This is a genomic window from Mycobacterium sp. 23 (genome assembly GCF_048287075.1).
In the GTDB taxonomy this organism is placed as follows: domain Bacteria; phylum Actinomycetota; class Actinomycetes; order Mycobacteriales; family Mycobacteriaceae; genus Mycobacterium; species Mycobacterium gordonae_B.
This window is the reverse complement of sequence record NZ_JBLVUX010000005.1, coordinates 1,854,739-1,880,870: the sequence shown is the minus strand read 5'-3', so window position 1 is coordinate 1,880,870 and position 26,132 is coordinate 1,854,739. Positions and strand designations below refer to the sequence as shown.

At 67.9% G+C, this 26,132-nt stretch carries 24 protein-coding genes; 20 read left to right on the top strand and 4 right to left on the bottom strand.

Annotation, left to right across the window (positions count from 1 at the left end):
* Window positions 1–67 precede the first annotated feature (67 nt).
* The 6 genes from ACNQS7_RS09515 to ACNQS7_RS09490 all read left to right on the top strand — a co-directional run bounded on the left by ACNQS7_RS09515 (window position 68) and on the right by ACNQS7_RS09490 (window position 4,607).
* Window positions 68–859, top strand: a complete 792-nt coding sequence (locus ACNQS7_RS09515; protein WP_055576448.1) for an electron transfer flavoprotein subunit beta/FixA family protein — start codon at window positions 68–70, stop codon at window positions 857–859.
* A gap of 31 nt (window positions 860–890) precedes the next feature.
* On the top strand, window positions 891–1,847 hold the full coding sequence (locus ACNQS7_RS09510) for an electron transfer flavoprotein subunit alpha/FixB family protein (RefSeq protein WP_418012363.1): 957 nt from the start codon (window positions 891–893) through the stop codon (window positions 1,845–1,847).
* A gap of 125 nt (window positions 1,848–1,972) precedes the next feature.
* A complete protein-coding gene (locus ACNQS7_RS09505) occupies window positions 1,973–2,833 on the top strand; it encodes a GNAT family N-acetyltransferase (RefSeq protein WP_418012362.1) in 861 nt (286 codons plus the stop codon).
* Complete coding sequence (locus ACNQS7_RS09500; protein ID WP_418012361.1) at window positions 2,830–3,654, top strand: lysophospholipid acyltransferase family protein; 825 nt, start codon at window positions 2,830–2,832, stop codon at window positions 3,652–3,654. Before ACNQS7_RS09505 ends, ACNQS7_RS09500 begins: the two co-directional genes overlap by 4 nt.
* A gap of 53 nt (window positions 3,655–3,707) precedes the next feature.
* Window positions 3,708–4,208: a DUF427 domain-containing protein gene (locus ACNQS7_RS09495; protein WP_418012360.1), complete on the top strand. Its 501-nt coding sequence runs from the start codon at window positions 3,708–3,710 to the stop codon at window positions 4,206–4,208.
* Window positions 4,209–4,232: 24 nt separating this feature from the next.
* The gene (locus ACNQS7_RS09490; RefSeq protein ID WP_418012359.1) at window positions 4,233–4,607 is read left to right on the top strand and encodes an SRPBCC family protein; all 375 of its coding nucleotides are present in this window, start codon (window positions 4,233–4,235) and stop codon (window positions 4,605–4,607) included.
* Between the two features lie 5 nt (window positions 4,608–4,612).
* Here ACNQS7_RS09490 and ACNQS7_RS09485 read toward each other — a convergent pair whose 3' ends face one another.
* Window positions 4,613–6,094 (bottom strand): cryptochrome/photolyase family protein, encoded by a 1,482-nt coding sequence (locus ACNQS7_RS09485; protein WP_418012358.1) that lies wholly within the window; start codon window positions 6,092–6,094, stop codon window positions 4,613–4,615.
* A 199-nt stretch (window positions 6,095–6,293) separates the two neighbouring features.
* On the opposite strand from ACNQS7_RS09485, the gene ACNQS7_RS09480 reads away from it, so the two are divergent.
* Together ACNQS7_RS09480 and mnmA are read left to right on the top strand one after the other, a co-directional pair.
* The gene (locus tag ACNQS7_RS09480) at window positions 6,294–7,475 is read left to right on the top strand and encodes a cysteine desulfurase family protein (protein WP_418012357.1); all 1,182 of its coding nucleotides are present in this window, start codon (window positions 6,294–6,296) and stop codon (window positions 7,473–7,475) included.
* Entirely contained in the window at window positions 7,472–8,551 is a 1,080-nt protein-coding gene (gene mnmA, locus ACNQS7_RS09475) for a tRNA 2-thiouridine(34) synthase MnmA (RefSeq protein WP_418012356.1), read from the top strand. Before ACNQS7_RS09480 ends, mnmA begins: the two co-directional genes overlap by 4 nt.
* Here the strand turns inward: mnmA and ACNQS7_RS09470 are convergent.
* Window positions 8,548–9,180 carry a sensor domain-containing protein gene (locus ACNQS7_RS09470; protein ID WP_418012355.1) on the bottom strand — a complete coding sequence of 211 codons (633 nt, stop codon included), beginning with the start codon at window positions 9,178–9,180 and terminating at the stop codon, window positions 8,548–8,550. The genes mnmA and ACNQS7_RS09470 overlap by 4 nt on opposite strands.
* A 94-nt stretch (window positions 9,181–9,274) precedes the next feature.
* On the opposite strand from ACNQS7_RS09470, the gene ACNQS7_RS09465 reads away from it, so the two are divergent.
* The 7 genes from ACNQS7_RS09465 (at window position 9,275) to ACNQS7_RS09435 (ending at window position 17,421) form a co-directional block, all read left to right on the top strand.
* Window positions 9,275–10,288: a methionine synthase gene (locus ACNQS7_RS09465; RefSeq protein WP_418012354.1), complete on the top strand. Its 1,014-nt coding sequence runs from the start codon at window positions 9,275–9,277 to the stop codon at window positions 10,286–10,288.
* A gap of 72 nt (window positions 10,289–10,360) precedes the next feature.
* Window positions 10,361–10,825, top strand: a complete 465-nt coding sequence (locus ACNQS7_RS09460; RefSeq protein WP_418012353.1) for an SRPBCC family protein — start codon at window positions 10,361–10,363, stop codon at window positions 10,823–10,825.
* Complete coding sequence (locus ACNQS7_RS09455) at window positions 10,822–11,136, top strand: ArsR/SmtB family transcription factor (RefSeq protein ID WP_418012352.1); 315 nt, start codon at window positions 10,822–10,824, stop codon at window positions 11,134–11,136. The genes ACNQS7_RS09460 and ACNQS7_RS09455 overlap by 4 nt, the downstream gene beginning before the upstream one ends.
* 124 nt (window positions 11,137–11,260) lie before the next feature.
* The gene (gene ligA, locus ACNQS7_RS09450) at window positions 11,261–13,309 is read left to right on the top strand and encodes an NAD-dependent DNA ligase LigA (RefSeq protein ID WP_418015946.1); all 2,049 of its coding nucleotides are present in this window, start codon (window positions 11,261–11,263) and stop codon (window positions 13,307–13,309) included.
* 50 nt (window positions 13,310–13,359) lie between these two features.
* The gene (locus tag ACNQS7_RS09445; protein ID WP_418012351.1) at window positions 13,360–13,953 is read left to right on the top strand and encodes a TetR/AcrR family transcriptional regulator; all 594 of its coding nucleotides are present in this window, start codon (window positions 13,360–13,362) and stop codon (window positions 13,951–13,953) included.
* A gap of 175 nt (window positions 13,954–14,128) precedes the next feature.
* A complete protein-coding gene (locus ACNQS7_RS09440) occupies window positions 14,129–14,533 on the top strand; it encodes an MmpS family transport accessory protein (RefSeq protein ID WP_418012350.1) in 405 nt (134 codons plus the stop codon).
* Window positions 14,530–17,421: an RND family transporter gene (locus tag ACNQS7_RS09435; RefSeq protein ID WP_418012349.1), complete on the top strand. Its 2,892-nt coding sequence runs from the start codon at window positions 14,530–14,532 to the stop codon at window positions 17,419–17,421. Before ACNQS7_RS09440 ends, ACNQS7_RS09435 begins: the two co-directional genes overlap by 4 nt.
* Here ACNQS7_RS09435 and ACNQS7_RS09430 read toward each other — a convergent pair.
* On the bottom strand, window positions 17,418–19,265 hold the full coding sequence (locus tag ACNQS7_RS09430) for an EAL domain-containing protein (RefSeq protein WP_418012348.1): 1,848 nt from the start codon (window positions 19,263–19,265) through the stop codon (window positions 17,418–17,420). The two genes, ACNQS7_RS09435 and ACNQS7_RS09430, sit on opposite strands and share 4 nt — an antisense overlap.
* Before the next feature lie 190 nt (window positions 19,266–19,455).
* Complete coding sequence (locus ACNQS7_RS09425; protein ID WP_156452292.1) at window positions 19,456–20,112, bottom strand: amino acid-binding protein; 657 nt, start codon at window positions 20,110–20,112, stop codon at window positions 19,456–19,458.
* Between the two features lie 146 nt (window positions 20,113–20,258).
* Here ACNQS7_RS09425 and gatC point away from each other — a divergent pair, with 146 nt between their 5' ends.
* From gatC to gatB, 5 genes are all read left to right on the top strand, one after another.
* Entirely contained in the window at window positions 20,259–20,558 is a 300-nt protein-coding gene (gene gatC, locus ACNQS7_RS09420) for an Asp-tRNA(Asn)/Glu-tRNA(Gln) amidotransferase subunit GatC (protein WP_310785224.1), read from the top strand.
* Complete coding sequence (gene gatA / locus ACNQS7_RS09415; RefSeq protein ID WP_418012347.1) at window positions 20,555–22,039, top strand: Asp-tRNA(Asn)/Glu-tRNA(Gln) amidotransferase subunit GatA; 1,485 nt, start codon at window positions 20,555–20,557, stop codon at window positions 22,037–22,039. The genes gatC and gatA overlap by 4 nt, the downstream gene beginning before the upstream one ends.
* Before the next feature lie 98 nt (window positions 22,040–22,137).
* Window positions 22,138–23,169 carry an ATP-dependent 6-phosphofructokinase gene (locus ACNQS7_RS09410; protein ID WP_055576467.1) on the top strand — a complete coding sequence of 344 codons (1,032 nt, stop codon included), beginning with the start codon at window positions 22,138–22,140 and terminating at the stop codon, window positions 23,167–23,169.
* A gap of 374 nt (window positions 23,170–23,543) precedes the next feature.
* Window positions 23,544–24,401 (top strand): MinD/ParA family ATP-binding protein, encoded by an 858-nt coding sequence (locus tag ACNQS7_RS09405; protein WP_418012346.1) that lies wholly within the window; start codon window positions 23,544–23,546, stop codon window positions 24,399–24,401.
* Window positions 24,402–24,516: 115 nt separating this feature from the next.
* A complete protein-coding gene (gene gatB / locus ACNQS7_RS09400) occupies window positions 24,517–26,025 on the top strand; it encodes an Asp-tRNA(Asn)/Glu-tRNA(Gln) amidotransferase subunit GatB (RefSeq protein ID WP_418012345.1) in 1,509 nt (502 codons plus the stop codon).
* Window positions 26,026–26,132: the final 107 nt, after the last annotated feature.

Sequence of the window (26,132 nt, the reverse complement as noted above, 5' to 3'; positions counted from 1 at the left end):
AGAAACGCGTTACCGAGGTCCCGTAGTCGACGCTCCGGGACTCCTTCGAGGAGGACGAACCACACTCATGACGAACATCGTGGTCCTGATCAAGCAGGTTCCAGACACCTGGTCGGAGCGCAAGCTCTCCGACGGCGACTGGACGCTCGACCGCGAGGCCGCTGACGCGGTCCTGGACGAGATCAACGAGCGCGCTGTGGAAGAAGCGCTGCAGATCCGGGAGCGGGAGGGCGGCGACGGATCGGTCACCGTGCTGACCGCCGGTCCCGAGCGCGCCACCGAGGCGATCCGCAAAGCCCTGTCGATGGGCGCCGACAAGGCCGTCCACCTCAAGGACGACGGCTTGCACGGCTCGTGCGTGGTGCAGACCGCGTGGGCGCTGGCCCGTGCGCTGGGCACCATCGAGGGCACCGAGTTGGTGATCGCCGGAAACGAGTCCACTGACGGCTCTGGCGGCGCGGTGCCGGCGATCATCGCCGAGTACCTGGGCCTGCCTCAGCTCACTCACGTGCGCAAGCTGTCCGTCGAGGACGGCAAGATCACGGCCGAGCGCGAGACCGACGACGGCCTGTTCAGCCTCGAGGCCACGCTGCCCGCCGTGGTGAGCGTCAACGAGAAGATCAACGAGCCGCGCTTCCCGTCCTTCAAAGGCATCATGGCCGCCAAGAAGAAGGAAGTCACCGTGCTGACGCTGGCGGAGATCGGGGTCGAGGCCGACGAGGTGGGCCTGGCCAACGCCGGTTCGTCCGTGCTGTCGTCGACACCGAAGCCGCCGAAGACCGCAGGCGAGAAGGTCACCGACGAGGGCGAGGGCGGCAGCGAGATCGTCAAGTACCTGGTCGGCCAGAAGATCATCTGAGCCCAAACTCAACGTAGAGAGCGAATAACCCATGGCTGAAGTTCTGGTGCTCGTCGAGCACGCCGAAGGGGCCCTGAAGAAGGTCACTTCCGAATTGATCACCGCGGCACGTGCCCTTGGTGAGCCGGCTGCCGTCGTCGTCGGTGCGTCCGGTACCGCCGCACCGCTGGTGGACGGCCTCAAAGAGGCCGGCGCCGAGAAGATTTACGTCGCCGAGTCCGACGTGGCGGAGAACTACCTGATCACGCCGTACGTCGACGTGCTGGCATCGCTGGCCGAGTCCAACGCGCCCGCGGCGGTGCTGCTGGCCGCCAACGCCGACGGCAAGGAGATCGCCGGCCGGCTGGCCGCGCGCATCGGGTCGGGTCTGCTGGTCGACGTGGTCGAGGTGCGGGAGGGTAACAAGGCCCTGCACTCGATCTTCGGTGGCGCCTACACCGTCGAGTCGCAGGTCAACGGCGACACCCCGGTGATCACGGTGCGGGGCGGCGCCATCGACGCCGAGCCCAAGGCCGGCGCCGGTGAGCAGGTCAACGTCGAGGTTCCGGCCCCGGCGGAGAACGCGACGAAGATCACCTCGCGCGAGCCGGCCGTGGCCGGCGACCGCCCCGAGCTGACGGAGGCCAGCGTCGTGGTCTCCGGTGGCCGCGGCGTGGGCAGCGCGGAGAACTTCAGCGTGGTCGAGGAGCTGGCTGACTCGCTGGGTGCCGCTGTGGGTGCCTCGCGCGCCGCGGTGGACTCCGGCTACTACCCGGGGCAGTTCCAGGTGGGCCAGACCGGCAAGACGGTCTCGCCGCAGCTCTACATCGCACTGGGCATCTCCGGGGCTATCCAGCACCGGGCCGGCATGCAGACCTCGAAGACCATCGTCGCGGTGAACAAGGACGAAGAAGCGCCGATCTTCGAGATCGCCGACTACGGCGTGGTCGGAGACCTGTTCAAGGTCACCCCGCAGGTGACCGAGGGCGTCAAGGCCCGTAAGGGCTGATCTTCACGCGAACGGCCCCGCGGGTTTACCCGCGGGGCCGTTCGCGTCTCATTCGTCATCTGACGTGCATCGACACGTCAGCGGGCCGATGCCGGTTAGCTGACCGCCTGCGCCACGTTGGTGCCATGAGCATCGCATCCGTTCTCATACCCAGCGACAAGCCACGAGGCCCGGCGACACGGTCGTCGTCCGGACCGCACTATTCCCTGTTGCTGTCCACCGATCCGAGCCTCATCGAAGCGGCCCAGCGCCTGCGCTACGACGTGTTCAGCAGCACCCCCGGTTTCGCCCTGCCCACCGCCGCTGACGGCGGGGCCGGCCGCGATATCGACCGGTTCGACGAGTACTGCGACCACCTCCTGGTCCGCGACGACGACACCGGAGAACTGGTCGGTTGCTACCGCATGCTGCCCCCGGCCGGCGCCATCGCCGCAGGCGGCCTCTACACCGCAACCGAATTCGACGTCCGGGACTTCGACGCGCTGCGGCCGTCACTGGTGGAGATGGGGCGCGCGGTGGTGCGCGACGGCCACCGCAACGGCGGGGTGGTCCTACTGATGTGGGCGGGCATTCTGGCCTACCTGGATCGCTGCGACTACGACTACGTCACCGGCTGTGTCTCGGTGCCGGTCCAAACCGGCGGCGAGGCTGCCGGCAGCCAGATCCGCGGCGTGCGCGACTTCGTCCTCAGGCGGCACCCTTCGCGGTACCGGGTACGGCCGTACCGGCCGGTGTGCCTCGACGGCGTGGCTCTCGACGACATCGCGCCACCCGCACGGCCTACCGTCCCGCCGTTGATGCGCGGTTACCTGCGACTCGGCGCCCGGGCCTGCGGCGAACCCGCGCACGACCCGGACTTCGGCGTCGGCGACTTCTGCGTGCTGCTGGGCAAGAGTGACGCGGACACCCGCTATCTCAAGCGATTGCGGTCGGTGTCGGCCGCCGGCGAAATGGGCGGCGCGGCAATGGGGGGAGCGGCCCGGTGAATACATCGGGCGGGCACTCCTGGCTGCCCCGCGCATCGTGTGACGTCGGCTGTCTGGACGCCGCGGCGGTGTCTGGGCCGGCGGTGCGGTTGCGGGCCGCGTTGCGCATCACGCTGGTCCTGCTGCTGGCCCCCGGCCTGCCGTTGCTGGGCATCCCGCTGCCGGGCTCCACCCACCTTCAGCGCGCCTACTGCCGGTTGATGCTGCGCAGCCTCGGCGTGCGAATTTCAGTGTCAGGCAATCCAATTCGCAATCTGAGCGGAGTCCTGGTGGTGAGTAGCCACGTGTCGTGGCTGGATGTCTTCGCGATCGGCGCGGTGCTGCCGGGGTCATTCGTCGCGCGGGCCGACATGTTCACCGGCCCGGCGAGTGGCGTCGTCGCGCGGATCCTGAAGATCATCCCGATCGAGCGGAGCAGCCTGCGGCGGTTACCCGCCGTGGTGGACGCCGTCGCGCGGCGGCTGCGGGCCGGTCAGACGGTGGTGGCCTTCCCGGAAGGCACCACCTGGTGTGGCGTGGCCTTCGGCAGCTTCTACCCGGCCATGTTCCAGGCCGCGATCGACGCGGGCCGTCCGGTGCAGCCGCTGCGCCTGACCTACCACCACCTGGACGGGCGGATGTCGACCGCACCGGCCTACGTCGGCCGGGACACCCTGCTGAGCTCGGTCTACCGGGTGGTCTGTGCGCGCCGCACGGTGGCCCGGGTGCGGGTCGAGTCGCTGCAGCTACCGGGTGCCGACCGGCGCGCCCTGGCCCGGCGCTGCCAGTCCGCGGTGCGCTCGGGCGCTCCGGCGGCTCTGGACCACGCGCTGGTGGCCTGAAAGCTCCTCCGCGTCTCGGTGGACAATGGAGTTCGTCGAGCGCGGAGGTACCCATGAGTCGTTGGCCGAAGCCGGATGTCGCTGGTCCTGGGCAAGAGTCGGTGTGGGACTATCCCCGCCCGCCGCGGCTGGAAGACTTCAGCGGTTCGATCACGATCGAATTGGGTGGTCAGCAGATCGCGTCGACCCAGCGCGCCTGGCGGGTGCTGGAGACCAGTCACCCGCCGACCTACTACCTGCCCCGCGAGGCCTTCGCCGAGGGTGTGCTGCGGCCGGCCGCCGGTTCCTCGTGGTGTGAATGGAAGGGCCAGGCCAGCTACTTCGACCTGGTGACGCCCGCGCGGGTCGCTTCGCGCGCGGCCTGGACCTACGCGCGGCCCACCGCCGGGTTCACGCCCATCGCGAACGCGATCGCGGTGATGGCCGCGCAGGTGGACCGCTGCACCGTCAACGGCGAAGAGGTGATTCCGCAACCGGGCGGGTTCTACGGGGGTTGGATCACCAGCTGGATAGTCGGCCCGTTCAAGGGAATTCCGGGATCGATGGGTTGGTAGTCGGCGAATGGGAAACCTGGATCGATGACGTTCAGTGTGAATCGGTTCGTTGCCGCGTCCCCGGAGGCGGCGTGGGACCTGCTCGTCGACCTCGACGCCTGGCCGCGCTGGGGGCCGTCGATCAGCGGCGCCGAACTCGACCAGCCGGGGAGGCGCCTGGGTCCGGGTGTCACCGGCACGGTCCAGACGGCGCTGCTGGTCCGGCTGCCGTTCGTCGTCACCGACTTCCAACCCGGCAGGTGCTGGGTCTGGAAGGTGGCCGGGGTTCCGGCCACCTGGCACCGGGTGGATCCGGCGGACGGCGGCGCACGGGTCACCTTCGGGGTGCCGTGGTGGGCTCCCGCCTATCTGGCCGTGTGCGAGATCGCGCTACGCCGCATCGAGAAGCTGCTGACCTGATGGACTTACGGCGCGTCGTCTCCGAGGCGACGCTGCTGGGCTACCACCTCGTCCAGGTCCTTCAGCCTGCCCAGGCCCGCCATCGGTTGCGCCATCCGCCGGTTGCGTCCCAGCTCCTCTGTGTTGCGAGCCAGAAACCACCAGTAACCGCCGGTGAAAGGGCAGGCGTGCTCGCCGACCCGCTTGCTGGGCTGGTACCGGCAGCCGCCGCAGTAGTCGCTCATGCGGTTGATGTAGGCGCCGCCGGACGCATACGGCTTGGTCGCCATCAATCCGCCGTCGGCGTGCAACGACATGCCGACCACATTGGCCACCATCACCCAGTCGTAGCCGTCGACAAAGGATCGGTGGAACCAGTCGGTGACGGCGGCTGGGTCCCAACCCCGTTGCAGCGCATAGTTGGACAGCACCATCAAGCGCGGGATGTGGTGGACCCAGCCGTGGTCGCGCACCTGCGCCAGCACGTCGGAGAGGCAGTTCGCTTCCACCGCATCGGCGTCCAGTTCGGTGAACCAGGTCGGCAATGCGGATTTGGCATGTAAAGCGTTGCGGTGACGGTAGTTTCGCCCGAAATGCCAGTAGACATGCCAGATGTAGTCGCGCCAGCCGATCAGCTGGCGGATATATCCCTCGACGCTGCTGATCGGCGCGTCGCCGCTGCGGTAAGCGTCCTCGGCGGCGTAGGCGCAATCCAACGGGTCCAGCAGGCCCAGGTTCATCGGCGCCGAGAGCAGGCTGTGGGCCATGAAGCGGTCTCCGGTGAGCATGGCGTCCTCGTGCGGGCCGAAGTGCGGCAGCCGTTCGCGGACAAAGACTTTCAGCGCCTGCTGCGCTTCCGCCGCGGTGACGGCGAACTCCCGAGGGCCGTCGCGTCCGACGAACGACACCGCCCCGTCGCGCTCCCAGCGGTCCAGGTCGGCGCGGACCTGTTCGTCGATCTCGTCCTCTTCGGGCTGCCACGGCGGCGGAATGCCCAAGCCTTCAGCGTTCTTGGGGGCGGGCTCGCGATTGTCAGCGTCGAAATTCCACCTGCCCTCGACGGGCTGGTCACCGTCCATCAACAGGTCGAATCGGCGGCGAGCGCTGCGATAGAAGTTCTCCATGCGCAGGGTGCGCTGTGATTTCGCCCACTCGTCGAAATCCTCCCGGCTGGTGCAGAACCCCCGGGCGGGCAGCACGTCGACCGACGGCAGCGACCGGATGAACCGGTCGGCCGCCCACGAGGTGGGCTGGCACACGCTGACCGGCTCATTGAGCTGATCGAGTGCCTCCCGATAGCTGCTCGTCTGCAGAAACACGGCCTGCTCACCGAGTTCAGCTGCCCGGTGGCGCAGCGCCGAGAGCACCAGATGAGCCTTGCGCCGGTGGAAACGGCGACGCGCGAACACCGCCTGCGACTCGATGAGCAGCACCGGCTGGGCCGAATCGTCCAGAAAGTGGGGGCCGAGTTGATCGGCGAAGCACCACCGCCGGACGTCGGCGCTCATGCGGTCCCGCGCTTGGTCGGCAGTACGGTCAACTGTCCCCCTGTGGCAGTACTGAACACTTTGTTCACTACGTTAACAGGCGCTGGCCTTTCCGCTGTTCCGGCCGGAATCGTCGCAGGCGGTGCTGAACGGTCCTGCTCCTCATCCGGCCGTTCCGGCCGGAATCGTCGCAGGACGAGCCGGTATCGTGGGGCGGGTCATGGTCTACCTCGATCACGCCGCCACCACCCCGATGCACCCCGCCGCCATCGAGGCGATGACCGCTGTGCTGGGCACCGTGGGCAATGCGTCGTCGCTGCACACCACCGGTCGCACGGCGCGCCGGCGGATCGAGGAATCACGGGAACTGATCGCCGACAAACTCGGTGCGCGCCCCTCGGAAGTCATCTTCACCGCGGGCGGCACCGAAAGCGACAACCTGGCCGTCAAGGGCCTGTACTGGGCCCGTCGCGACGAGAACCCGAACCGCCGCCGCATCGTCACCAGCGAAGTCGAACACCACGCCGTACTGGACAGCGTCAACTGGCTCGTCGAGCACGAAGGCGCCGAAGTCAGCTGGCTGCCCACCGACTCCGACGGTTCGGTGTCGGCCGCCGACCTGCGCGAGGCGCTCGACGGCGGTGACGACGTGGCGCTGGTATCGGTGATGTGGGCCAACAACGAAGTCGGCACCATTCTGCCGACCGCCGAATTGGCAGCTGTGGCAGCCGAGTTCGGCGTCCCGATGCACTGCGACGCCGTGCAGGCGGTCGGGCAGCTGCCGGTCGACTTCGGTGCCAGCGGACTCTCGGCGATGAGCGTGACCGGGCACAAGTTCGGCGGCCCGCCCGGGGTGGGTGCGCTGTTGCTGCGCCGCACCGTCGCGTGTGTGCCGCTGCTGCACGGCGGTGGCCAGGAGCGCGACATCCGTTCAGGCACACCGGATGTCGCCGGTGCGGTGGGAATGGCCGCGGCGGCCCGCATTGCGGTGGACGGGCTGGAGGCCAACAGCACTCGGCTGCGGGCACTGCGGGACCGGCTGGTCGAGGGTGTGCTCGCGCAGATCGACGACGTCCGGGTCAACGGAGCCTCCGACCCACGGCGGCTCCCTGGCAACGCGCACTTCACCTTCCGCGGTTGCGAAGGCGACGCGCTGTTGATGCTGCTGGACGCCAACGGAATCGAGTGTTCGACCGGGTCGGCCTGTACCGCCGGGGTGGCGCAGCCGTCGCACGTGCTGATCGCGATGGGCGCCGACCCGGCCAGCGCCCGCGGATCGCTACGACTTTCCTTCGGGCACAACAGTGTTGACTCTGATGTCGACGCCGCGTTGCAGGTACTGCCCGGTGCTGTGGCCCGAGCGCGGCGTGCCGCCCTGGCCGCCGCGGGGTCGGCCCAGTGAGGGTTCTCGCCGCGATGAGCGGTGGGGTGGACTCGTCGGTGGCCGCCGCCCGCATGGTGGACGCCGGACACGACGTGGTCGGCGTGCATCTGGCGCTGTCGACCGCCCCGGGCACCTTGCGTACCGGATCACGCGGCTGCTGCTCCAAGGAGGACGCCTCCGATGCCCGCCGCGTCGCCGACGTCCTCGGAATACCTTTCTACGTATGGGATTTCGCGGAGAAGTTTCAGGCGGACGTCATCGAGGACTTCGTTTCCTCCTATGCGCGCGGGGAGACGCCGAATCCCTGCGTCCGCTGTAATCAGCAGATCAAGTTCTCGGCCCTGTCGGCGCGCGCGCTGGCGTTGGGTTTCGACCAGGTGGTCACCGGGCACTATGCGCGACTGTCCGGCGGACGGCTGCGCCGCGCCGTCGACCGCGACAAGGACCAGTCCTACGTGCTGGCCGTGCTGACCGCCGAGCAGTTGCGGCACGCGGCCTTCCCGATCGGCGACACCCCCAAGCCGCAGATCCGTGCCGAGGCGGCCCGGCGCGGACTGGCGGTCGCTGAAAAGCCGGACAGCCATGACATCTGCTTCATCCCGTCCGGCAACACCCAGGCCTTCCTCGGCGAGCGGATCGGCGTCCGGCGCGGGGCGGTGGTCGACAAGGACGGTGCGGTGCTCGCCGAACATGACGGCGTGCACGGCTTCACCATCGGTCAGCGCAAGGGTCTGGGCATCGCCGGGCCGGGCCCGGACGGTCGTCCCCGCTATGTGACGGCGATCGACGCCGATACCGCCACCGTGCACGTCGGCAGTGCGACCGAACTGGACGTCCACACACTGACCGGCCGCGCCCCGGTCTTCACTGGCGGGACGGCGCCCACGGGCCCGATCGAGGGCGCGGTGCAGGTGCGCGCACACGGCGAAATCGCCGACGCGGTAGCCGAATTGGTCGACGGTGAGCTGGTGGTGCAGTTGCGGGCGCCACTTCGCGGCGTGGCGCGCGGTCAGACGCTGGTGCTCTACCGTCCCGACCCCGAGGGCGACGAGGTGATCGGCAGCGCCACCATCGCCGGCACCGGGCAGGCCTAACTTCCCGGCACGTTGGCCGCCATGTTCGTCATGACGATCTCCGAGACCGATTCCGGGAAGCCGCAGAAGGTGACTTCCAGCAGGGCCACCGAGAGCACCCGGTAATCGCGACCGCACGAACCCGGCCGCATCCGTAGCGAATCGGTGCCGGCGTCCCACGAGTTGACGAACAACCAGCCCATCGAGCTGTCCGCACAACCCTTGACCGTGGACACCAGCCCGTCGAAGGCCCGCCGGGCGGTACCGGCGTCGTGGTAGCTCGCGGCACCCTCGGAGATCAGCCGACCATCGGGCGGGTCCTGAAAGGTCGTCTTGTGGAAGGCCTTGACGTCGGGGCCGAACGTGGCCGTCTCGGCGAACACGAACCGGCATTCTGCCGGCGCGGTCGTGGCGAGTTCCTCGATGTCCACCGGGTATCTGCCGTCCATCGAGGGAATGATCGTCAGATGCTCGCCGGCGCCGGTGATCGACCGCATCCGTGACTGGTCCAGCAGGACCGTACCGGCGTCGAGCACGCCCAGAGGGACGGCACCGAAGGCCGGCAGCGCCTCGCCGCTCACCACGCGAGTGCAGGCCGTCGCCAGCACCACCGCGCCGCACGCCAGGAGCAACCGCGTCGATCTCGCCATGTGCCGCCCTTCCGGTTCGAAATCTACCCGCGTCCAACAGTGCTAAACACCCCTGGTCGGAGGCCCATTGTGTGAGGTCGAATACGGTTGGCCGGTGAGTGGTTTCGCACAGGGCAGCGGCATCGGATCCTGGCCCGGCACCTCCGCGCGCCAGGCCGCCGAAGTCGTCGTCGGTGAACTGGCCGGAGCGCTGGCCCATCTCGTCGAGTTGCCGGCCCGCGGGGTGGGTGCCGACATGCTCGGGCGTGCCGCGGCCCTGCTGGTCGACGTGGCCCTGGACACCGTGCCGCGCGGCTACCGCATCGCCTCCCGTCCGGGTGCGGTGACGCGCCGGGCCGTCAGCATGCTGGACGAGGACATGGACGCGCTGGAGGAGGCGTGGGAGACCGCGGGCCTGCGGGGCGGGGACCGCGTGGTCAAGGTGCAGGCGCCAGGGCCGGTGACCCTGGCGGCGGGGCTGGAGCTGAGCAACGGTCACCGCGCGATCACCGACGCGGGGGCGCTGCGCGACCTGACCGCCTCGCTGGCCGAAGGGGTCGCCGCCCACCGCGCCGCGCTGTCGCGCCGGCTGGACACCCCGGTGGTGGTGCAGTTCGACGAACCGACGCTGCCGGCCGCGCTGGGCGGACGGCTGACCGGTGTCACCGCGCTGAGCCCGGTGCCCTCGCTCGACGAGGCGGTGGCCGAGACCCTGCTGACAACGTGCGTCGAGGTGGTCGGCGTCGATGTCATGCTGCACACCTGTGCTCCGGACCTCCCGTGGGACATGTTGGGGCGCACCGGGATTGACGCAGTATCGGTGGATGTCAACACGCTGCGCGCCGCCGAGCTGGATGGGATCGCGGCTTTCCTGGAGACGGGGCGCGCCGTGGTGCTGGGGGTGGTCGACAGCAGTGCGCCCGAGCGCCGGCCGTCGGTCGAAGAGGTGGCCACCAGGGTGGTCGGGGTGACCGACCGGCTTGGGTTCGGGCGTTCGTCCCTGCGTGGACGCGTCGGTGTCAGCCCCGCGTGCGGGTTGGCGGGCGCGACGCCCCAGTGGGCGCGCACCGCCATCGGGCTGGCCCGAGACGCCGCCGAGGCGTTCACCCGGGATCCCGACGCGATCTAGATCCTTGCGCAACCATTTGGTTGCTTTTCTGGGCCTGGCGTGATGGGGTAATACGCAACCAGGAGGTTGCGCATGGAGAGTGATCGGATCGAGAAGCAGGTCCTGCTGCGGGCGCCGCTGCAGCGGGTGTGGGCGGCGATCAGCGATGCGGAGCAGTTCGGACGCTGGTTCGGCGTCCGGTTCGACGGTCCGTTCGTCGAGGGCCGAGAGGTCACCGCGACAATTACGCCCACCGAGGTTGACGCCGACGTCGCAAAGCGTCAGGAGCCCCACGCCGGCGTCGCCAGCCGCTGGCAGATCGTCGCGGTGGAACCGCCCAGGCGGTTCGCCTACCGCTGGCCTATCGACCCCGACCGCGAGGACACCACGCTGGTGGAGTTCATCCTTGCCGAGGTTTCCGGCGGGGTATCGCTCACCATCGTCGAGTCGGGCTTCGACGCGATACCGGAGGCGCGCCGCGGTCCTTCCTTCGAGGCGAACTCCGAGGGCTGGGCGATTCAGACCGATTTGGTGCGCCGCTATCTGGATCTCGCATGACGGCCGTCGGCGCGCCGCTGTTCGATGCCCTCGGCGACGCCAACCGGCTGCGCATCGTGGTGCGGCTGTGCGAGGTGGGTCCGAGCTCGACAACCCAAGTGACACAGGCCATTCCGGTCACCCGGCAGGCGGCCAGCAAGCATCTGCAGCTGCTGGAGTCGGCGGGAGTGGTGAGCAGCTGCCGGCGCGGCCGCGAACGAGTGTGGACGGTGCGGACCGAGCCGCTGGCCCAGGCCGGCGACTATCTCGCCCAGTTGTCGCGGCGCTGGGACGCCGCGGTGGACCGGCTGCGCGCTTACGTGGAGGACTAGGGCCCGTTCGCCGACATTGCCGGGAGGGCTGTGATGTCGTCCCTGGCGCGACCATGACGGCAATGTCGGCGCGAGCGGATAGCCTGCCAAGGTGACGTCTCCCGAGGTGCTACGGCCCGAAGTGATGCGCGCATGGCAGGACCTGGCCGAGGAGGTACGCGAACACCAGTTCCGCTATTACGTGCGCGACGCGCCGGTCATCACCGACGCGGAATTCGACCAGCTGCTGCGCAAGCTGGAGGCGCTGGAGGCCGAGTACCCCGAGCTGCGCACACCCGACTCGCCCACCCAACTGGTCGGCGGCGCCGGGTTCGCGACGGAGTTCGAGGCGGCCGAGCACCTCGAGCGGATGCTGAGCCTTGACAACGCGTTCAGCGCCGAGGAACTGAGTGCCTGGGCGGCCAGGGTGCACGCCGAGGTCGGGGACGAGGCGCACTACCTGTGCGAACTCAAGATCGACGGCGTCGCATTGTCGTTGGTGTACCGGGACGGACGACTGGCGCGCGCGGCGACGCGGGGAGACGGCCGCACCGGCGAGGACGTCACCCTCAACGCGCGCACCATCGACGACGTGCCGCTGCGCCTGGCCCCCAGCGACGAATACCCGGTGCCCGATGTTCTCGAGGTGCGCGGCGAGGTCTTCTTCCGGGTCGACGACTTCGCCGCCCTGAACGCGAGCCTGGTAGAGGAGGGCAAGGCGCCGTTCGCCAATCCGCGCAACAGCGCCGCCGGCTCGCTGCGCCAGAAGGATCCCGCCGTGACCGCCCGCCGGAAGCTGCGGATGATCTGCCACGGGCTGGGGCACACCGAGGGTTTCCGGCCGGTCAGTCAGCATGCGGCCTACCTGGCGCTCAAGGAGTGGGGACTGCCGGTGTCCACGCACACCACCGTCGTCACCGGCCTGGCGTCGGTCCAGGAGCGCATCGAGTACTGGGGTGAACACCGCCACGAGGTGGACCACGAGATCGACGGTGTGGTGGTCAAGGTCGACGAGATGGCGTTGCAGCGCCGGCTGGGTTCCACATCGCGGGCCCCGCGCTGGGCGATCGCCTATAAGTACCCGCCGGAAGAGGCCCAGACCAAGTTGCTCGACATCCGGGTCAACGTCGGCCGCACGGGCCGGGTCACTCCGTTCGCGTTCATGACTCCGGTCAAGGTGGCGGGCTCGACGGTGGCGCAGGCCACGCTGCACAACGCCTCGGAGGTCAAACGCAAGGGCGTGCTGATCGGCGACACCGTGGTGATCCGCAAGGCCGGCGACGTGATCCCCGAGGTGCTGGGCCCCGTGGTCGACCTGCGCGACGGCTCGGAACACGAATTCGTCATGCCCACAACGTGTCCCGAGTGCGGCACCACCCTGGCGCCGGAGAAGGAGGGTGACGCCGACATCCGGTGCCCCAACGCCCGGGGTTGCCCGGCGCAGTTGCGCGAGCGCGTTTTCCATGTCGCCAGCCGGAACGCACTGGACATCGAGGTGCTTGGTTACGAGGCCGGGGCCGCGCTGCTGCAGTCCGGGGCGATCTCCGACGAAGGCGACCTGTTCAGTCTCACCGAAGAGGACCTGCTGAGCACCGAGCTGTTCCGGACCAAGGCCGGCGACCTGTCGGCCAACGGCCGGCGCCTGCTGGCCAACCTGGACAAAGCCAAGGCCGCGCCCCTGTGGCGGGTCCTGGTGGCGTTGTCGGTCCGTCATGTGGGGCCGACGGCGGCGCGCGCGCTGGCGGCCGCCTTCGGCAGCCTCGACGCGATTGCCGAGGCGACGACCGACCAGCTGGCCGCCGTCGAAGGGGTGGGCACCACCATCGCGGCCGCGGTCACCGACTGGTTCACCGTCGACTGGCACCGCGACATCGTCGACAAGTGGCGCGCCACCGGTGTACGGATGGCCGACGAGCAGGACGACAGCGTGCCCCGCACCCTGGCGGGGCTGAGCATCGTGGTGACCGGCTCGCTGGCCGGCTTCTCCCGCGACGATGCCAAGGAGGCGATCGTCAGCCGGGGTGGCAAGGCGGCCGGTTCGGTGTCGAAGAAGACCTCGTTCGTCGTGGTGGGGGACTCGCCCGGCTCGAAATACGACAAGGCCGTCGAACTCGGCGTGCCGGTCCTCGACGAGGACGGGTTCCGCAGATTGCTGGCCGAGGGACCGCCGGAAACCGAGCCCGAACCGGAGTGAATCGGTACGGTACTGGACCGTACTAGGGCCGGAGTCCTATCGTGGGCGCTATGGCGGGCACGGCGGAACTCCCCACGGACGCATCTCCGTGGTCGCCGCGTGAAGCCGAGCTGCTGGCTGTGACGTTGCAGCTGCTGGCCGAACACGGGTACGACGGGTTGACGGTGGACGCCGTCGCCAACACCGCCCGCGCCAGCAAGGCCACCGTCTATCGCCGCTGGCCCTCGAAAGCCCAACTGGTATTGGCGGCCTTCATCGAGGGTGTCTGCCAGGTCGCGGTGGCTCCCAACACCGGCTCACTGCGAGGCGACCTCGTCAAGATCGGCGAAACCATCTGCGAGCACGCAGCCCAACAGTCCAGCACCATCCGCGCGGTGCTCGTCGAAGTGTCGCGCCACCCGGCCCTGGCCGACGCAATGCAGCATCAGTTCCTGGATCAGCGAAAAGCGCTTATTCAGGGCGTATTACGGCAGGCGGTCGACCGGGGCGAAATCGCGGAGGCGGCCGTCACCGACGAGTTGTGGGATCTGCTGCCGGGGTACCTCATCTACCGTTCCATCATCCCGAACCGGCCGCCGGACAGCCGCACCGTGCGGGCCCTGGTGGACGGCTTCATCCTGCCCGGCCTGACCCGATCGGTCTGACACAGCCCGCCACCGGCGGTTAGCAAAGTGCACGCGCGCGTCTCTTGTGCAGTACGGTCCAGTACCGTACTGTCAAAGCCAGAGAACGTGCCGGCGCGCCGGTGGAATCGCCCGATCATCGAAAGGTCAACGGGTGAAAGGTGTTTCGCGGACATCCTGGTTCAGGAGGGGATGGATGGCGCTGGTCGCGGTCGTCGTCGTGGTGACCGCGGGATTTGCCATCTACCGCCTGCACGGCATGTTCAATGCCGGCAAGAGCGCGTCGGCCGGCCACGGCATCTCCAATGAGATCGTCCCGTTCAACCCCAAACACGTCGTTCTCGAGGTCTTCGGCGCCCCGGGGGCGACGGCCACCATCAACTACCTCGACGTCAACGCCCAGCCGCAGGAGGTCGTCAACGCCGTTCTGCCGTGGTCGTTCACCATCACGACCACCGAGCCGGCGGTCCTGGGAAACGTTGTGGCACAAGGCAGCGGTGACACCCTCTCGTGCCGGATCACCGTCAACGGCGACGTCAAGGACGAACGCACCGTCAACACACCCAACGCCTACACCTTCTGTTTGGACAAGTCCGGATGAGCAACGAGCAGCTGCCCCGAATTCCGCACACCATCCGCCGGCTCTCGGTGCCGATACTGCTGTTCTGGGTGGTGCTGGCCGGTGTCTCCAACGCGCTGGTGCCGCAACTGGAAGAGGTGGGCAAGACCCACAACGTGGCGCTGATCATGGCCGACGCGCCGTCGCTGCAGGCGACCAAGCGCATCGGCCAGAAGTTCCACGAGTTCGACACCGACAGCACCGCCATGGTGGTGCTGGAAGGTGATCAGCCGTTGGGGGCCGACGCCCACCGGTATTACGACACGCTGATCCGCAGGCTCGAGGCCGACCGCAAACATGTCGAGCACGTTCAGGACTTCTGGGGCGACACGCTGACCGCCGCCGGGTCGCAGAGCTCCGACGGCAAGGCCGCCTACGTGCAGCTGAATCTCGCCGGCAACCAGGGTTCGGCGCTGGCCAACGAATCCGTCGGCGCGGTAAGGGAAATCATCGAACACCTACCACCCCCGGCGGGTGTCAAAGCCTACGTGACCGGCGCGGCGCCAGTGATCTCGGATCAGTTCGACGTCGGAAGCAAGGGGACCGCGAAGGTCACCGGCATCACCGTCGGGGTGATCGCGTTGATGCTGCTCTTCGTCTACCGCTCCTTCTTGACCATGCTGCTGGTGCTGGTGACGGTCCTGATCGAGATGGCCGCGGCCCGCGGCATCGTCGCCTTCCTCGGCAACGCCGGCATCATCGGGTTGTCGACCTATGCAACCAACCTGCTCACCCTGTTGGTGATCGCCGCCGGGACCGACTACGCGATCTTCGTCGTCGGGCGCTACCAGGAAGCGCGCAGCGCAGGCGAAGACCGGGATACGGCCTACTACATCATGTTTCGCGGCACCGCCCACATCGTTCTCGGCTCGGGACTGACCGTGGCGGGTGCGGTGTTCTGTCTGAGTTTCACCCGGCTGCCGTACTTTCAAAGTCTGGGCATACCGGCGGCACTGGGCATCCTCGTCGCACTGGTCGCCGCGTTGACACTGGCCCCGGCCGTGCTGACCCTGGGCGCCCGGGTCGGCATCTTCGAACCCAAACGCGCGATGCGGACCCGCGGCTGGCGCCGAATCGGAACGGCCATCGTGCGCTGGCCGGGTCCGGTGCTGACGGTGGCGTGCGCCCTGGCCTTCATCGGCCTGCTCACCCTGCCCGGATACAAAACGAGCTACGACACCCGCCCCTACATGCCGGAGAGTGCGCCGGCCAACGTCGGATACGCCGCTGCCGAGCGGCATTTCTCGCGGGCCCGGCTGGAACCGGAATTGCTGATGCTCGAAAGCGACCACGACATGCGCACCCCGGCCGACATGCTGATCCTGGACAGGGTTGCCAAGGCGGTGTTCCACCTACCGGGCATCGCGCAGGTGCAGTCCATCACCAGGCCGTTGGGCACTCCGCTCAACCACACCTCGCTGGCGTTCCAGATCAGCGCGCAGAGCGCCAACCAGACCGAAAACCTGCGTTACCAACGAGATCGCGCCGACGACCTGCTACGCCAGGCCGGTGAGCTGTCGAAGGGCATCGACATCCTGCGCCAGCAGTACACCCTGCAGCAGGAACTTGCGGCCACCACGCACAGCGAGGCCCAGAGTTTCCGCGACACCGTCGCCATCATGAACGACCTGCGCGACAAGATCGCCAACTTCGACGACTTCTTCCGGCCCATTCGGAGCTACTTCTATTGGGAGAAGCACTGTTTCGATATCCCGGCCTGCTTCGCAATCAGGTCGGTGCTGGACGCCCTGGACGGGATCGACCAACTCACGTCACGGTTTGAGGACCTCACGTCCACCCTGGAGAAACTCGACGCGCTGCAGCCCAAACTGGTGGCTCTGATCCCGCAACAGATCGCCAGTCAGGAGACCAACCACGACCTGACGATGGCGAACTACGCCACGCTGTCCGGAATCTACGCGCAGACCGCCGCGGCCATCGAGAACTCGACGGCGCTGGGGCGTGCCTTCGACACCGCCAAGAACGACGACACCTTCTACCTGCCGCCGGAAGTCTTCAACAACCCCGACTTCAAACGGGGGCTCAAGCTCTTTCTCTCGCCCGACGGCAAGGCCGCGCGAATGATCATCACCCACGAAGGCGATCCCGCCACACCGGAAGGCATTTCCCATATTGAGCCGATCAGGAACGCCGCGCACGAGGCCGTGAAGGGCACGCCGATGGCCGAGGCGAAGTTCTATCTCGGCGGCACCGCGGCCACCTATTCGGACATCCAGGACGGCGCCAAGTACGACCTGATGATCGCCGGAATCGCCGCACTGAGCCTGATTCTGTTGATCATGATGATGCTGACCCGCAGCCTGGTCGCCGCGCTGGTGATCGTCGGCACGGTGGCGCTCTCGCTGGGCGCCTCGTTCGGGCTGTCAGTGTTGGTGTGGCAGTACATGTTCGGTATCAAGCTGTACTGGGTGGTGCTGGCGCTGGCGGTGATCCTGCTGCTGGCCGTGGGCTCGGATTACAACCTGCTGTTGATCTCCCGGTTCCGCGAAGAGATCGGGGCCGGTCTCAACACCGGAATCATCCGGGCGATGGCGGGATCAGGTTCCGTGGTCACCTCGGCGGGCCTGGTGTTCGCGGTCACCATGTGCGCCTTCCTGTTCAGCGGTTTTCAGGTGCTGGGTCAGATCGGGACCACCATCGGGCTGGGCCTGTTGTTCGACACGCTCATCGTGCGTTCGTTCATGACGCCGTCAATCGCGGCGCTGCTGGGGCGCTGGTTCTGGTGGCCGCAACGCGTGCGTCCGCGTCCGGCCAGCCAGATGCTGCGACCGTACGGCCCCCGGTCGGCGGTCCGGCAGCTGCTGCTGTGGGAGGACGACGATCCGGTGGTGAAACCCCAAGCGCACTAACGCAATCCGGTGTCGATTGCGCCGACGGCGAGCAGCTGTCGGGTTGCCGAGGCGGACAGCGGCCGGCGGAACAGGAAGCCCTGAGCCCGCACGCAGCCCTCCTTCAGCAGTGTCCGGGCCGCACCTTCGCTCTCGACGCCCTCGGCGACCACGTTCAGGTCGAGCGCCTCGGCCAGCCCCATGACGGCCCGGACGATGGCCAGATCGTCGGCGCTGACGTCGAGATCCCGGACGAATCCGCGGTCGATCTTCAGGGTGCTCACCGGCAGTGTCCTGAGCAGTCCCATGCCGCTGAACCCGGTGCCGAAGTCGTCGATGGCGATGTCGATGCCGAGGTCGGTGAGTGCGCTCAGCGTGGCCCGGGTGCTGGCCACGTCTCTGATGAGCATGCTCTCGGTGATCTCCAGCCCGATCGCCATGCCGGTGAGGCCGAACTTGCCGACGATCCTGCTGACCGTGTTCACCAGGTCCTGGGCGACGAGCTGGGCCGGGGAGACGTTGACGCGCAACATGGTATCGAGGCCGACGCCTTCGGACCGCCACTGTGACAGGTCGGCGCAGGCCGCGTTGAGCACCCACTTGCCCAATTCGCCGGCCAGGTTCAGCGATTCGGCGATGGGGATGAACACGTCGGGCAGCAGGAGTCCCCGGGTCGGGTGTTGCCAGCGAGCGAGCGCCTCGACCGCGAGGATCTTGCCGGTCAGCATGTCTATCTCGGGCAGGTAGAGCACCGTCAGCGCATCGGTTTCGATGGCGCCCGGCAGGTGCAGCTCGATGTCGGCGCGCATCTTGCGCCGGTTGATCACGTCGGTGGAGACGACACCGATCCGTTGCGCGCCAGTGCCTTTGGTGCATTGCAGTGCGTCGTCGGCGTGCCGGAGCAGGTCCAGGCTGGAGTCCTTCCCGGGGTCGCCGGTTGCGACGCCGACGCTCACCGTGCGGTTGAGCACCTCGCCGCCGATGGCGACGTGATCCGTCAGGCGGGAGCTCAGCCGCTCGGCCAGGCGCCTCGCCTCGGCGAGGTCCATCGTCACCGCCGGCACGACGACGAATTCGTCGCCGCCGATCCGGGCGATCAGGCCCTGCCCCTGTATTGCCGCACTGGTTTCGGTGGCGAAGTCGCGGATGAACGCATCGCCGGCGTCATGCCCGAGGTAGTCGTTGATCGCCTTGAGACGGTCGAGATTGAACACCAGCACCGTCACCGGGCCGGGCTGGCCCGCGGCCAGACGCCCGTCGAGGTGGTTCACCAGGGCGCGCCGGTTAGGCAAGGCAGTCAGATCGTCGTGGCTGGCTTGATAGCTCAACTGATTCTCGATGCTGATCCGAGCCTGAACCTGCGCCAGCATGGTGGCCACCACGGTCAGCGCGTTGATCTCGTCGTCGCTCCAGCTACGGTCGCCGTATTTGATGAAACCGAGTGTCCCGGTGGTGACATCGCCGGACAGCAGTGGAATTGAGGCCAGCGAGACGGCCGGAAGGCCGCTCGCTTCGGAGATGGTCTGCTGGTATTTCTCGTCCTGGGATTCGGGCCGCAGGATCACCGGTTCCTTGGCGTTCTCGGCGAGCGCGAACACCGGGTCGGCATCGGCGAAATAGATGGTGTGCAACGGGTCGGGGTCCGGAATGTGTGGTCGCGGCGGCCATTCGGCCACCAACACGGTGGCGCGGATGGTGTGGTCGTTGTGCCGCAGAAAGCTGACATCGACGTCGAGGTAACGAACGAGCTCAGCCAGGACCTCCGTAGTTTTCGCCATGGCGGTGCTGCTGGTGGCGCCCAGCAGCTTGGTGGCCACCGTGGTGATGATGGCGTGCAAACTGGCCGGTGAAGGGTGGCTCTGCATGTGGCGGCTATCGAGCTGGTTTGCTGAAATCGGTCCGATGCGAACCCTAACAGCACATTCGTCCAGCCCGGCAACATTTCGTATATTTGCCAGGTAATTCGCTCCGCGACCTGGATGGGAGTGGCGGGCCGACTCGGGCGTCCAGATTATGCTGATGAAATCCGTTGTGGCGCAATCGGTCGTGCCGTCTTCAGCGCAGCAGGGTGGCGACGATGCCGGCCAGGTAGCCCAGGCGGGCCACCTCCGACGGCCGGAATTCCGGACCCGGCCGGCCCAGCACCACGGCGGTGTGCGAGTCGCCGAGCGGGGCCGCGACCATCGTCGTGTCCATATCGCGCCAGGCCTGCGGCACCCATTCGGCGCTGCCGTCGAGCGTCAGGGCATGTTCGATCGGCAGCCAGGGTGCCGAATCGGCCCGTGTTTCGGGTGCACCGGTGCTGCCGGCCAGCCGCTGCACCTTGCCCTGGGTATCGCGCAGTACCGTGCACCAGCTCACCCGCAGGATCCGCGGCGCCTGGTCCGCCAGAACCTGCAGCCTGGACGCGTTGTCACCGGCGGCGGAGACGAGGTCGAGCAGTTCCAGCTCGCGGTGGGCCTCGAGCAGGCCGGTGTGCGGGCGCACGCTGTCCACGCGGACTCCGGGCAGCGATTCGGCTGCAGTGATCAGGGTGTCCGGCATTGCTCCCGGGGGCAGTTCGATCACCAGGTCGTCGATCGCGTATCCGGCGGCGCGCTCCACGACATCCAGCGACAGGATGTCGGCACCTACCGACCCGAGCGCGACGGCGAGCGACCCCAGACTGCCTGGTCGGTCGACCAACTCGATGCGCAACAGATACGACGGCACGGCCAACACTGTTGCACAGCAACGCGCGAGTGGCATGTCGGCAGGTGCCGCCGGACGGTCCCCCTACGCGAGCGTGAAGCCGTCTTCACGCTGGTAGGCGGGCGTGAAGCCAGCTTCACGCCCGCGGCACGTTAGGCTTTTCGCTCGTGTCCCAGATCTCCCGCGACGAGGTGGCCCACCTGGCCCGGCTGGCCCGGCTGGCATTGACCGAGACCGAGCTGGACAGTTTCGCCGGCCAGCTGGACGCCATCCTGAGCCACGTCAGCCAGATTCAGGCCGTCGACGTGACCGGCGTCGAAGCCACCGACAACCCGCTCAAGGACGTCAACGTGACTCGTCCGGACGAGCCGGCGCCCTGCCTGACTCAGCAGCAGGCGCTCGCCGCGGCGCCGGAGGCGGTCGACGGGCGCTTCGCGGTGCCGCAGATCCTGGGGGAGAGCCAGTGACAGACATCATCCGGCTCGACGCTGCCACCCTGGCGGCCAAGATCGCCGCCAAGGAATTGTCGTCGGTCGAGGTCACTCAGGCCTGTCTGGACCAGATCGAGGCGACCGACCACCGCTACGGCGCCTTCCTGCACGTCGCCGCCGAACAGGCGCTGGCGGCCGCTTCGGCGGTGGACGAGACGGTGGCTGCCGGCGAACGGCTCCCGTCAGCCCTGGCCGGGGTGCCGCTGGCGCTCAAGGACGTGTTCACCACGGCCGACATGCCGACGACCTGCGGCTCCAAGATCCTCGAAGGCTGGCAGTCGCCGTATGACGCCACGCTGACCGTGCGGTTGCGGGCGGCGGGCATCCCGATTCTGGGCAAAACCAATATGGACGAGTTCGCCATGGGCTCGTCGACGGAGAACTCCGCCTTCGGCCCGACCCGCAACCCCTGGGACGTCGAGCGCGTTCCCGGCGGTTCCGGCGGCGGCAGCGCGGCCGCCCTGGCGGCGTTTCAGGCGCCCCTGGCCATCGGCTCCGATACCGGTGGCTCCATCCGGCAGCCGGCGGCGCTGACCGCCACCGTCGGGGTCAAACCCACTTACGGCACGGTGTCGCGCTACGGGCTGATCGCCTGCGCGTCGTCGCTGGACCAGGGTGGGCCGTGCGCCCGCACCGTCCTGGACACCGCGTTGCTGCACGAGGTGATCGCCGGCCACGACTTCCGCGACTCCACCTCGATCGACGCGCAGGTGCCCGACGTCGTGGGCGCGGCTCGGGCGGGCGCGTCGGGCGACCTGACCGGCGTGCGCGTCGGCGTGGTACGCCAGCTGCACACCGGCGAGGGCTACCAGCCCGGGGTGCTGGCGTCGTTCGAGGCCGCCGTTGAGCAGCTCAAGTCGTTGGGTGCGCAGGTCAGCGAGGTCGACTGCCCGCATTTCGACTACTCGTTGCCGGCGTACTACCTGATCCTGCCGTCCGAGGTGTCGAGCAACCTGGCCCGCTTCGACGCGATGCGTTACGGCCTGCGCGTCGGCGACGACGGCACCCACAGCGCCGAAGAGGTCATGGCGATGACCCGGGCGGCCGGCTTCGGGCCGGAGGTCAAGCGGCGCATCATGATCGGCACCTACGCCCTGTCCGCCGGCTATTACGACGCCTATTACAACCAGGCGCAGAAAGTGCGCACGCTGATTGCCCGGGATCTCGACGAGGCGTACAAGTCGGTGGACGTGCTGGTGTCGCCGGCGACCCCGACCACCGCGTTCCGGCTGGGGGAGAAGGTCGACGACCCGCTGGCCATGTACCTGTTCGACCTGTGCACGCTCCCGCTGAACCTGGCCGGCCACTGCGGCATGTCGGTGCCGGCCGGGCTGTCACCGGATGACGGATTGCCGGTGGGCCTGCAGATCATGGCGCCCGCGCTGGCCGACGACCGGTTGTACCGTGTGGGCGCGGCTTACGAGGCCGCCCGCGGCGCCTTGCCGACCGCGATTTAGACCTGGCGAGCAGACGCAAAGTCGCATGAAACCCTAGGTTTCTATGCGATTTCGCGTCTGCTCGCGCCAGGTAGGGGGCCACAGGGCAAGATGAGGACATGCGGATCGGAGTTCTCACAGGCGGTGGTGACTGTCCCGGCCTCAACGCGGTCATCCGGGCGGTAGTACGCACCTGCGACGCCCGCTACGGCTCGTCGGTGGTCGGATTTCAGGACGGCTGGCGCGGGCTACTGGAGAACCGGCGCATGCAGCTGCGCAACGACGACCGCAACGACCGGTTGCTGGCCAAGGGCGGAACGATGCTGGGGACGGCCCGCGTGAACCCCGCCAAGTTGCGGGCCGGGCTCGATCAGGTCAAGCAGACCCTCGACGACAACGGCATCGACGTCCTCATCCCGATCGGCGGCGAGGGCACCCTGACGGCCGCGCACTGGCTCTCGGAAGAAAACGTCCCGGTGGTGGGCGTGCCCAAGACCATCGACAACGACATCGACTGCACCGACGTGACCTTCGGGCACGACACCGCGCTGACCGTGGCCACCGACGCCATCGACCGCTTGCACAGCACCGCCGAATCCCACCAGCGCGTCATGCTGGTCGAGGTCATGGGCCGCCATGCCGGGTGGATCGCGCTCAACGCCGGCCTCGCCTCCGGTGCACACATGACCCTGATCCCCGAGCAGCCCTTCGACGTCGAAGAAGTGTGCCGGCTGGTGAAGCGGCGCTTCCAGCGCGGCGATTCACACTTCATCTGCGTGGTCGCCGAAGGTGCCAAGCCGGTAGCCGGCTCGATCGCACTGCGCGAAGGCGGGCTCGATGAATTCGGCCACGAGAAGTTCACCGGTGTGGCCGCCCAGCTGGGGGCCGAGGTCGAAAAGCGCATCAACAAGGACGTCCGGGTAACCGTCCTGGGCCATGTCCAGCGGGGCGGGTCCCCGACCGCCTACGACCGGGTGCTGGCCACCCGGTTCGGGGTCAACGCGGCCGACGCGGCGCACGCGGGCGAATACGGGCAGATGGTGTCGCTGCGCGGGCAGGACATCGGGCGGGTGCCGCTGGCCGACGCCGTGCGTCAACTCAAGCTGGTGCCGGAGAGCCGCTACGACGACGCGGCCGCGTTCTTCGGCTGAGTCTGTTGGCTCAGCGGTAGTCCAGCCTTCACCTTTTGGCAGGTTTTTCGTTTTTAAGAATCGGCTATACGTCAAATATGAACAACCGCGGTCCGTATCGCGGAGTCCTTGAGCGGCCCGTTTCACCGGCCCGGACACAGGGTGGTCCGGATCGAGATCGGCGGGTGAACGGCGATAGCGGGGCCATCACGGTGCCCCAGCCGCTCCGCCGGGACACATCCGCGTCTCAGCCACCTGCACCACCGCAGCCCCGCCCGGACCGGTTCAGAGCGCCGGTCGCGTCCAACCCTTCGGTCCCTTCGGTCCGGGTTGCCCCACCTGTGCGCCGCGAGCGCGTTCCGGGCGGAACTGCCCTGGATGCGATTGAGCCCGAGGTGCCCGACCGTGGGGACTGGCGGAAGCTGGTCAGGCGGTATGTGGGCGTTGACCTGGGTCTGGGCCGCGAAGCTGCACGCGAGAACGCGCTGCGCGAAGAGATTTGCACCCCGGTCGGCGGGGCTTTCCCTATCGCGGTGCTCAACCTCAAAGGCGGCGTCGGCAAGACCGCCGTCGTCGAGGCGCTTGGGTCGACCTTCGCCAGTCTGCGCTCCGACCGCGTCATCGCCGTCGACGCCGACGCCGGCGACCTGGCGGACCGGCACGGAAGGCGGAACAGCCTGAGCATGGCCGAACTGCTGTCCGACCCGTCGGTGGCGCGTTATGCCGACGTGCGGGCGCACACATATATGAACAGCTCCGGCCTGGAGGTGCTCGGCCCCCCGGACTACGCCAACAGCCACTGGAGCATCGGCCGCCGGGATTTCGTCAAGGCCTACTCGATATTGCGCAGCCACTACTCGCTGGTGTTGGTGGATTGCCCCAAGACACTCAAGTCGGGCGTGATGGAGGCGGTGTTGCCGGAGTCGCGCGCCCTCGTGGTGGTCACCAGCACCTCGATTGATGCCGTGCAGAAGACTCATATCACGCTGGAATGGTTGCGCCACAACGGATATGGCAAGTTGCTCGAGTCCACCGTGCTTGCTGTGAACCATGTCGAGCGGACCAAGCTGAGCGCTTTGGCGGCGAAGGAACTCGAGTTGTTGTCGGCGCGGGTGGCGGCCACCGTGGTGCTGCCGTTCGACCGGCACGTGCACCGGGGGACGGAGATCGGGCTGGACCGGTTGAGCAAGGAGAGCCGGCGCTGCTATCTGGAGGTGGCCGCCGCGGTGGCTCGGACGTTCCCGAGGCGCTAGCCCGGCGACCCGCTTCGCCCGGCTCCGCCGCGCTCGCGATCCCCACTGGGTCGATGGTGGCGACCCGCTTCGCCCGGCTCCGCCGCGCTCGCGGTCCCCATTAGGATCAATTGCTATGACGGTTGCTGGTGCTGAGCTGCTCGAATACGACGAGGTCATCGAACGATTCGATCCGGTACTCGGACTCGAAGTCCATGTCGAGCTGTCAACAGCCACCAAGATGTTCTGCGGCTGCACCAACACTTTCGGCGGCGAGCCCAACACCCAGGTGTGCCCCGTCTGCCTCGGTCTACCCGGCTCGCTGCCGGTGCTCAACCGGGTCGCGGTCGAGTCGGCGATCCGCATCGGCCTGGCGCTGAACTGCGAGATCGTCGACTGGTGCCGGTTCGCCAGGAAGAACTACTTCTACCCGGACATGCCGAAGAACTACCAGATCTCCCAGTACGACGAGCCGATCGCCATCAACGGCTACCTCGAGGCGCCACTGGAGGACGGCACCACCTGGCGGGTGGAGATCGAGCGCGCTCACATGGAGGAGGACACCGGAAAGCTCACCCACATCGGGAGCGAAACGGGCCGAATCCACGGCGCGACGACGTCGCTGATCGACTACAACAGGGCCGGCGTACCGCTGATCGAGATCGTCACCAAGCCTATTGTCGGCGCCGGTGAGCGCGCCCCGCAGATCGCCCGCGCCTATGTGACGGCGCTGCGGGCCCTGTTGCGCGGGCTCGACGTATCCGACGTGCGGATGGATCAGGGTTCGATGCGGTGCGACGCGAACGTGTCGCTGATGCCCAAAGGCACCACCGAATTCGGCACCCGCACCGAGACCAAAAACGTCAACTCACTCAAGAGCGTCGAGGTTGCGGTCCGCTACGAAATGCAGCGTCAGGCCGGGGTTCTGCTGGCCGGCGGCTCGATCGTCCAGGAGACCAGGCACTTTCACGAGGCCGGCTACACCAGTCCCGGCCGCGCAAAGGAAACCGCCCAGGACTACCGCTACTTTCCCGAGCCCGACCTCGAACCCGTCGCGCCCAGCCGCGAGCTGGTCGAGCGGTTACGCCAGACCATCCCTGAGCTGCCGTGGCTGAGCCGCAAGAGAATTCAGGAGGAATGGGGTTTCTCCGACGAGGTGATGCGGGACCTCGTCAACGCGGGCGCCGTCGAACTGATCGCCGAGACCGTCAAGTACGGAGCGGCCAGCAAGGACGCCCGCTCGTGGTGGGGAAACTTCTTGCTGCAGAAGGCAAATGAGGCCGGCATTAGCCTGGAAGAACTGGCGATCACCCCGAAGCAGGTGGCCGAGGTGATCGCTCTGGTGGACCAGGGCAAGCTGTCCAACAAGCTGGCGCGCGAAGTCGTTGAGGGTGTGCTGGCAGGGGAAGGCGAGCCGGAAGCCGTGATGACGGCGCGCGGTCTGGCGCTGGTGCGCGACGATTCGCTCACCCAGGCCGCGGTGGATGAGGCGCTGGCCGCCAATCCCGATGTGGCAGAGAAGATTCGGGGAGGCAAGGTGGCCGCGGCGGGCGCGATCGTCGGTGCGGTGATGAAGGCCACCCGCGGGCAGGCCGACGCGGCGCGGGTGCGCGAGCTGGTACTGGCTGCCTGCGGCCAGGCCTGACGATCGGGTTATCGGCTTCAAGCGTGTCACCGATTGCGGCTGCCAAGTGACCGCTTAGGACTTCAGTAGGAAAAGACCGGAAAGAGTCCCGCGACGGCCGCGGCGCA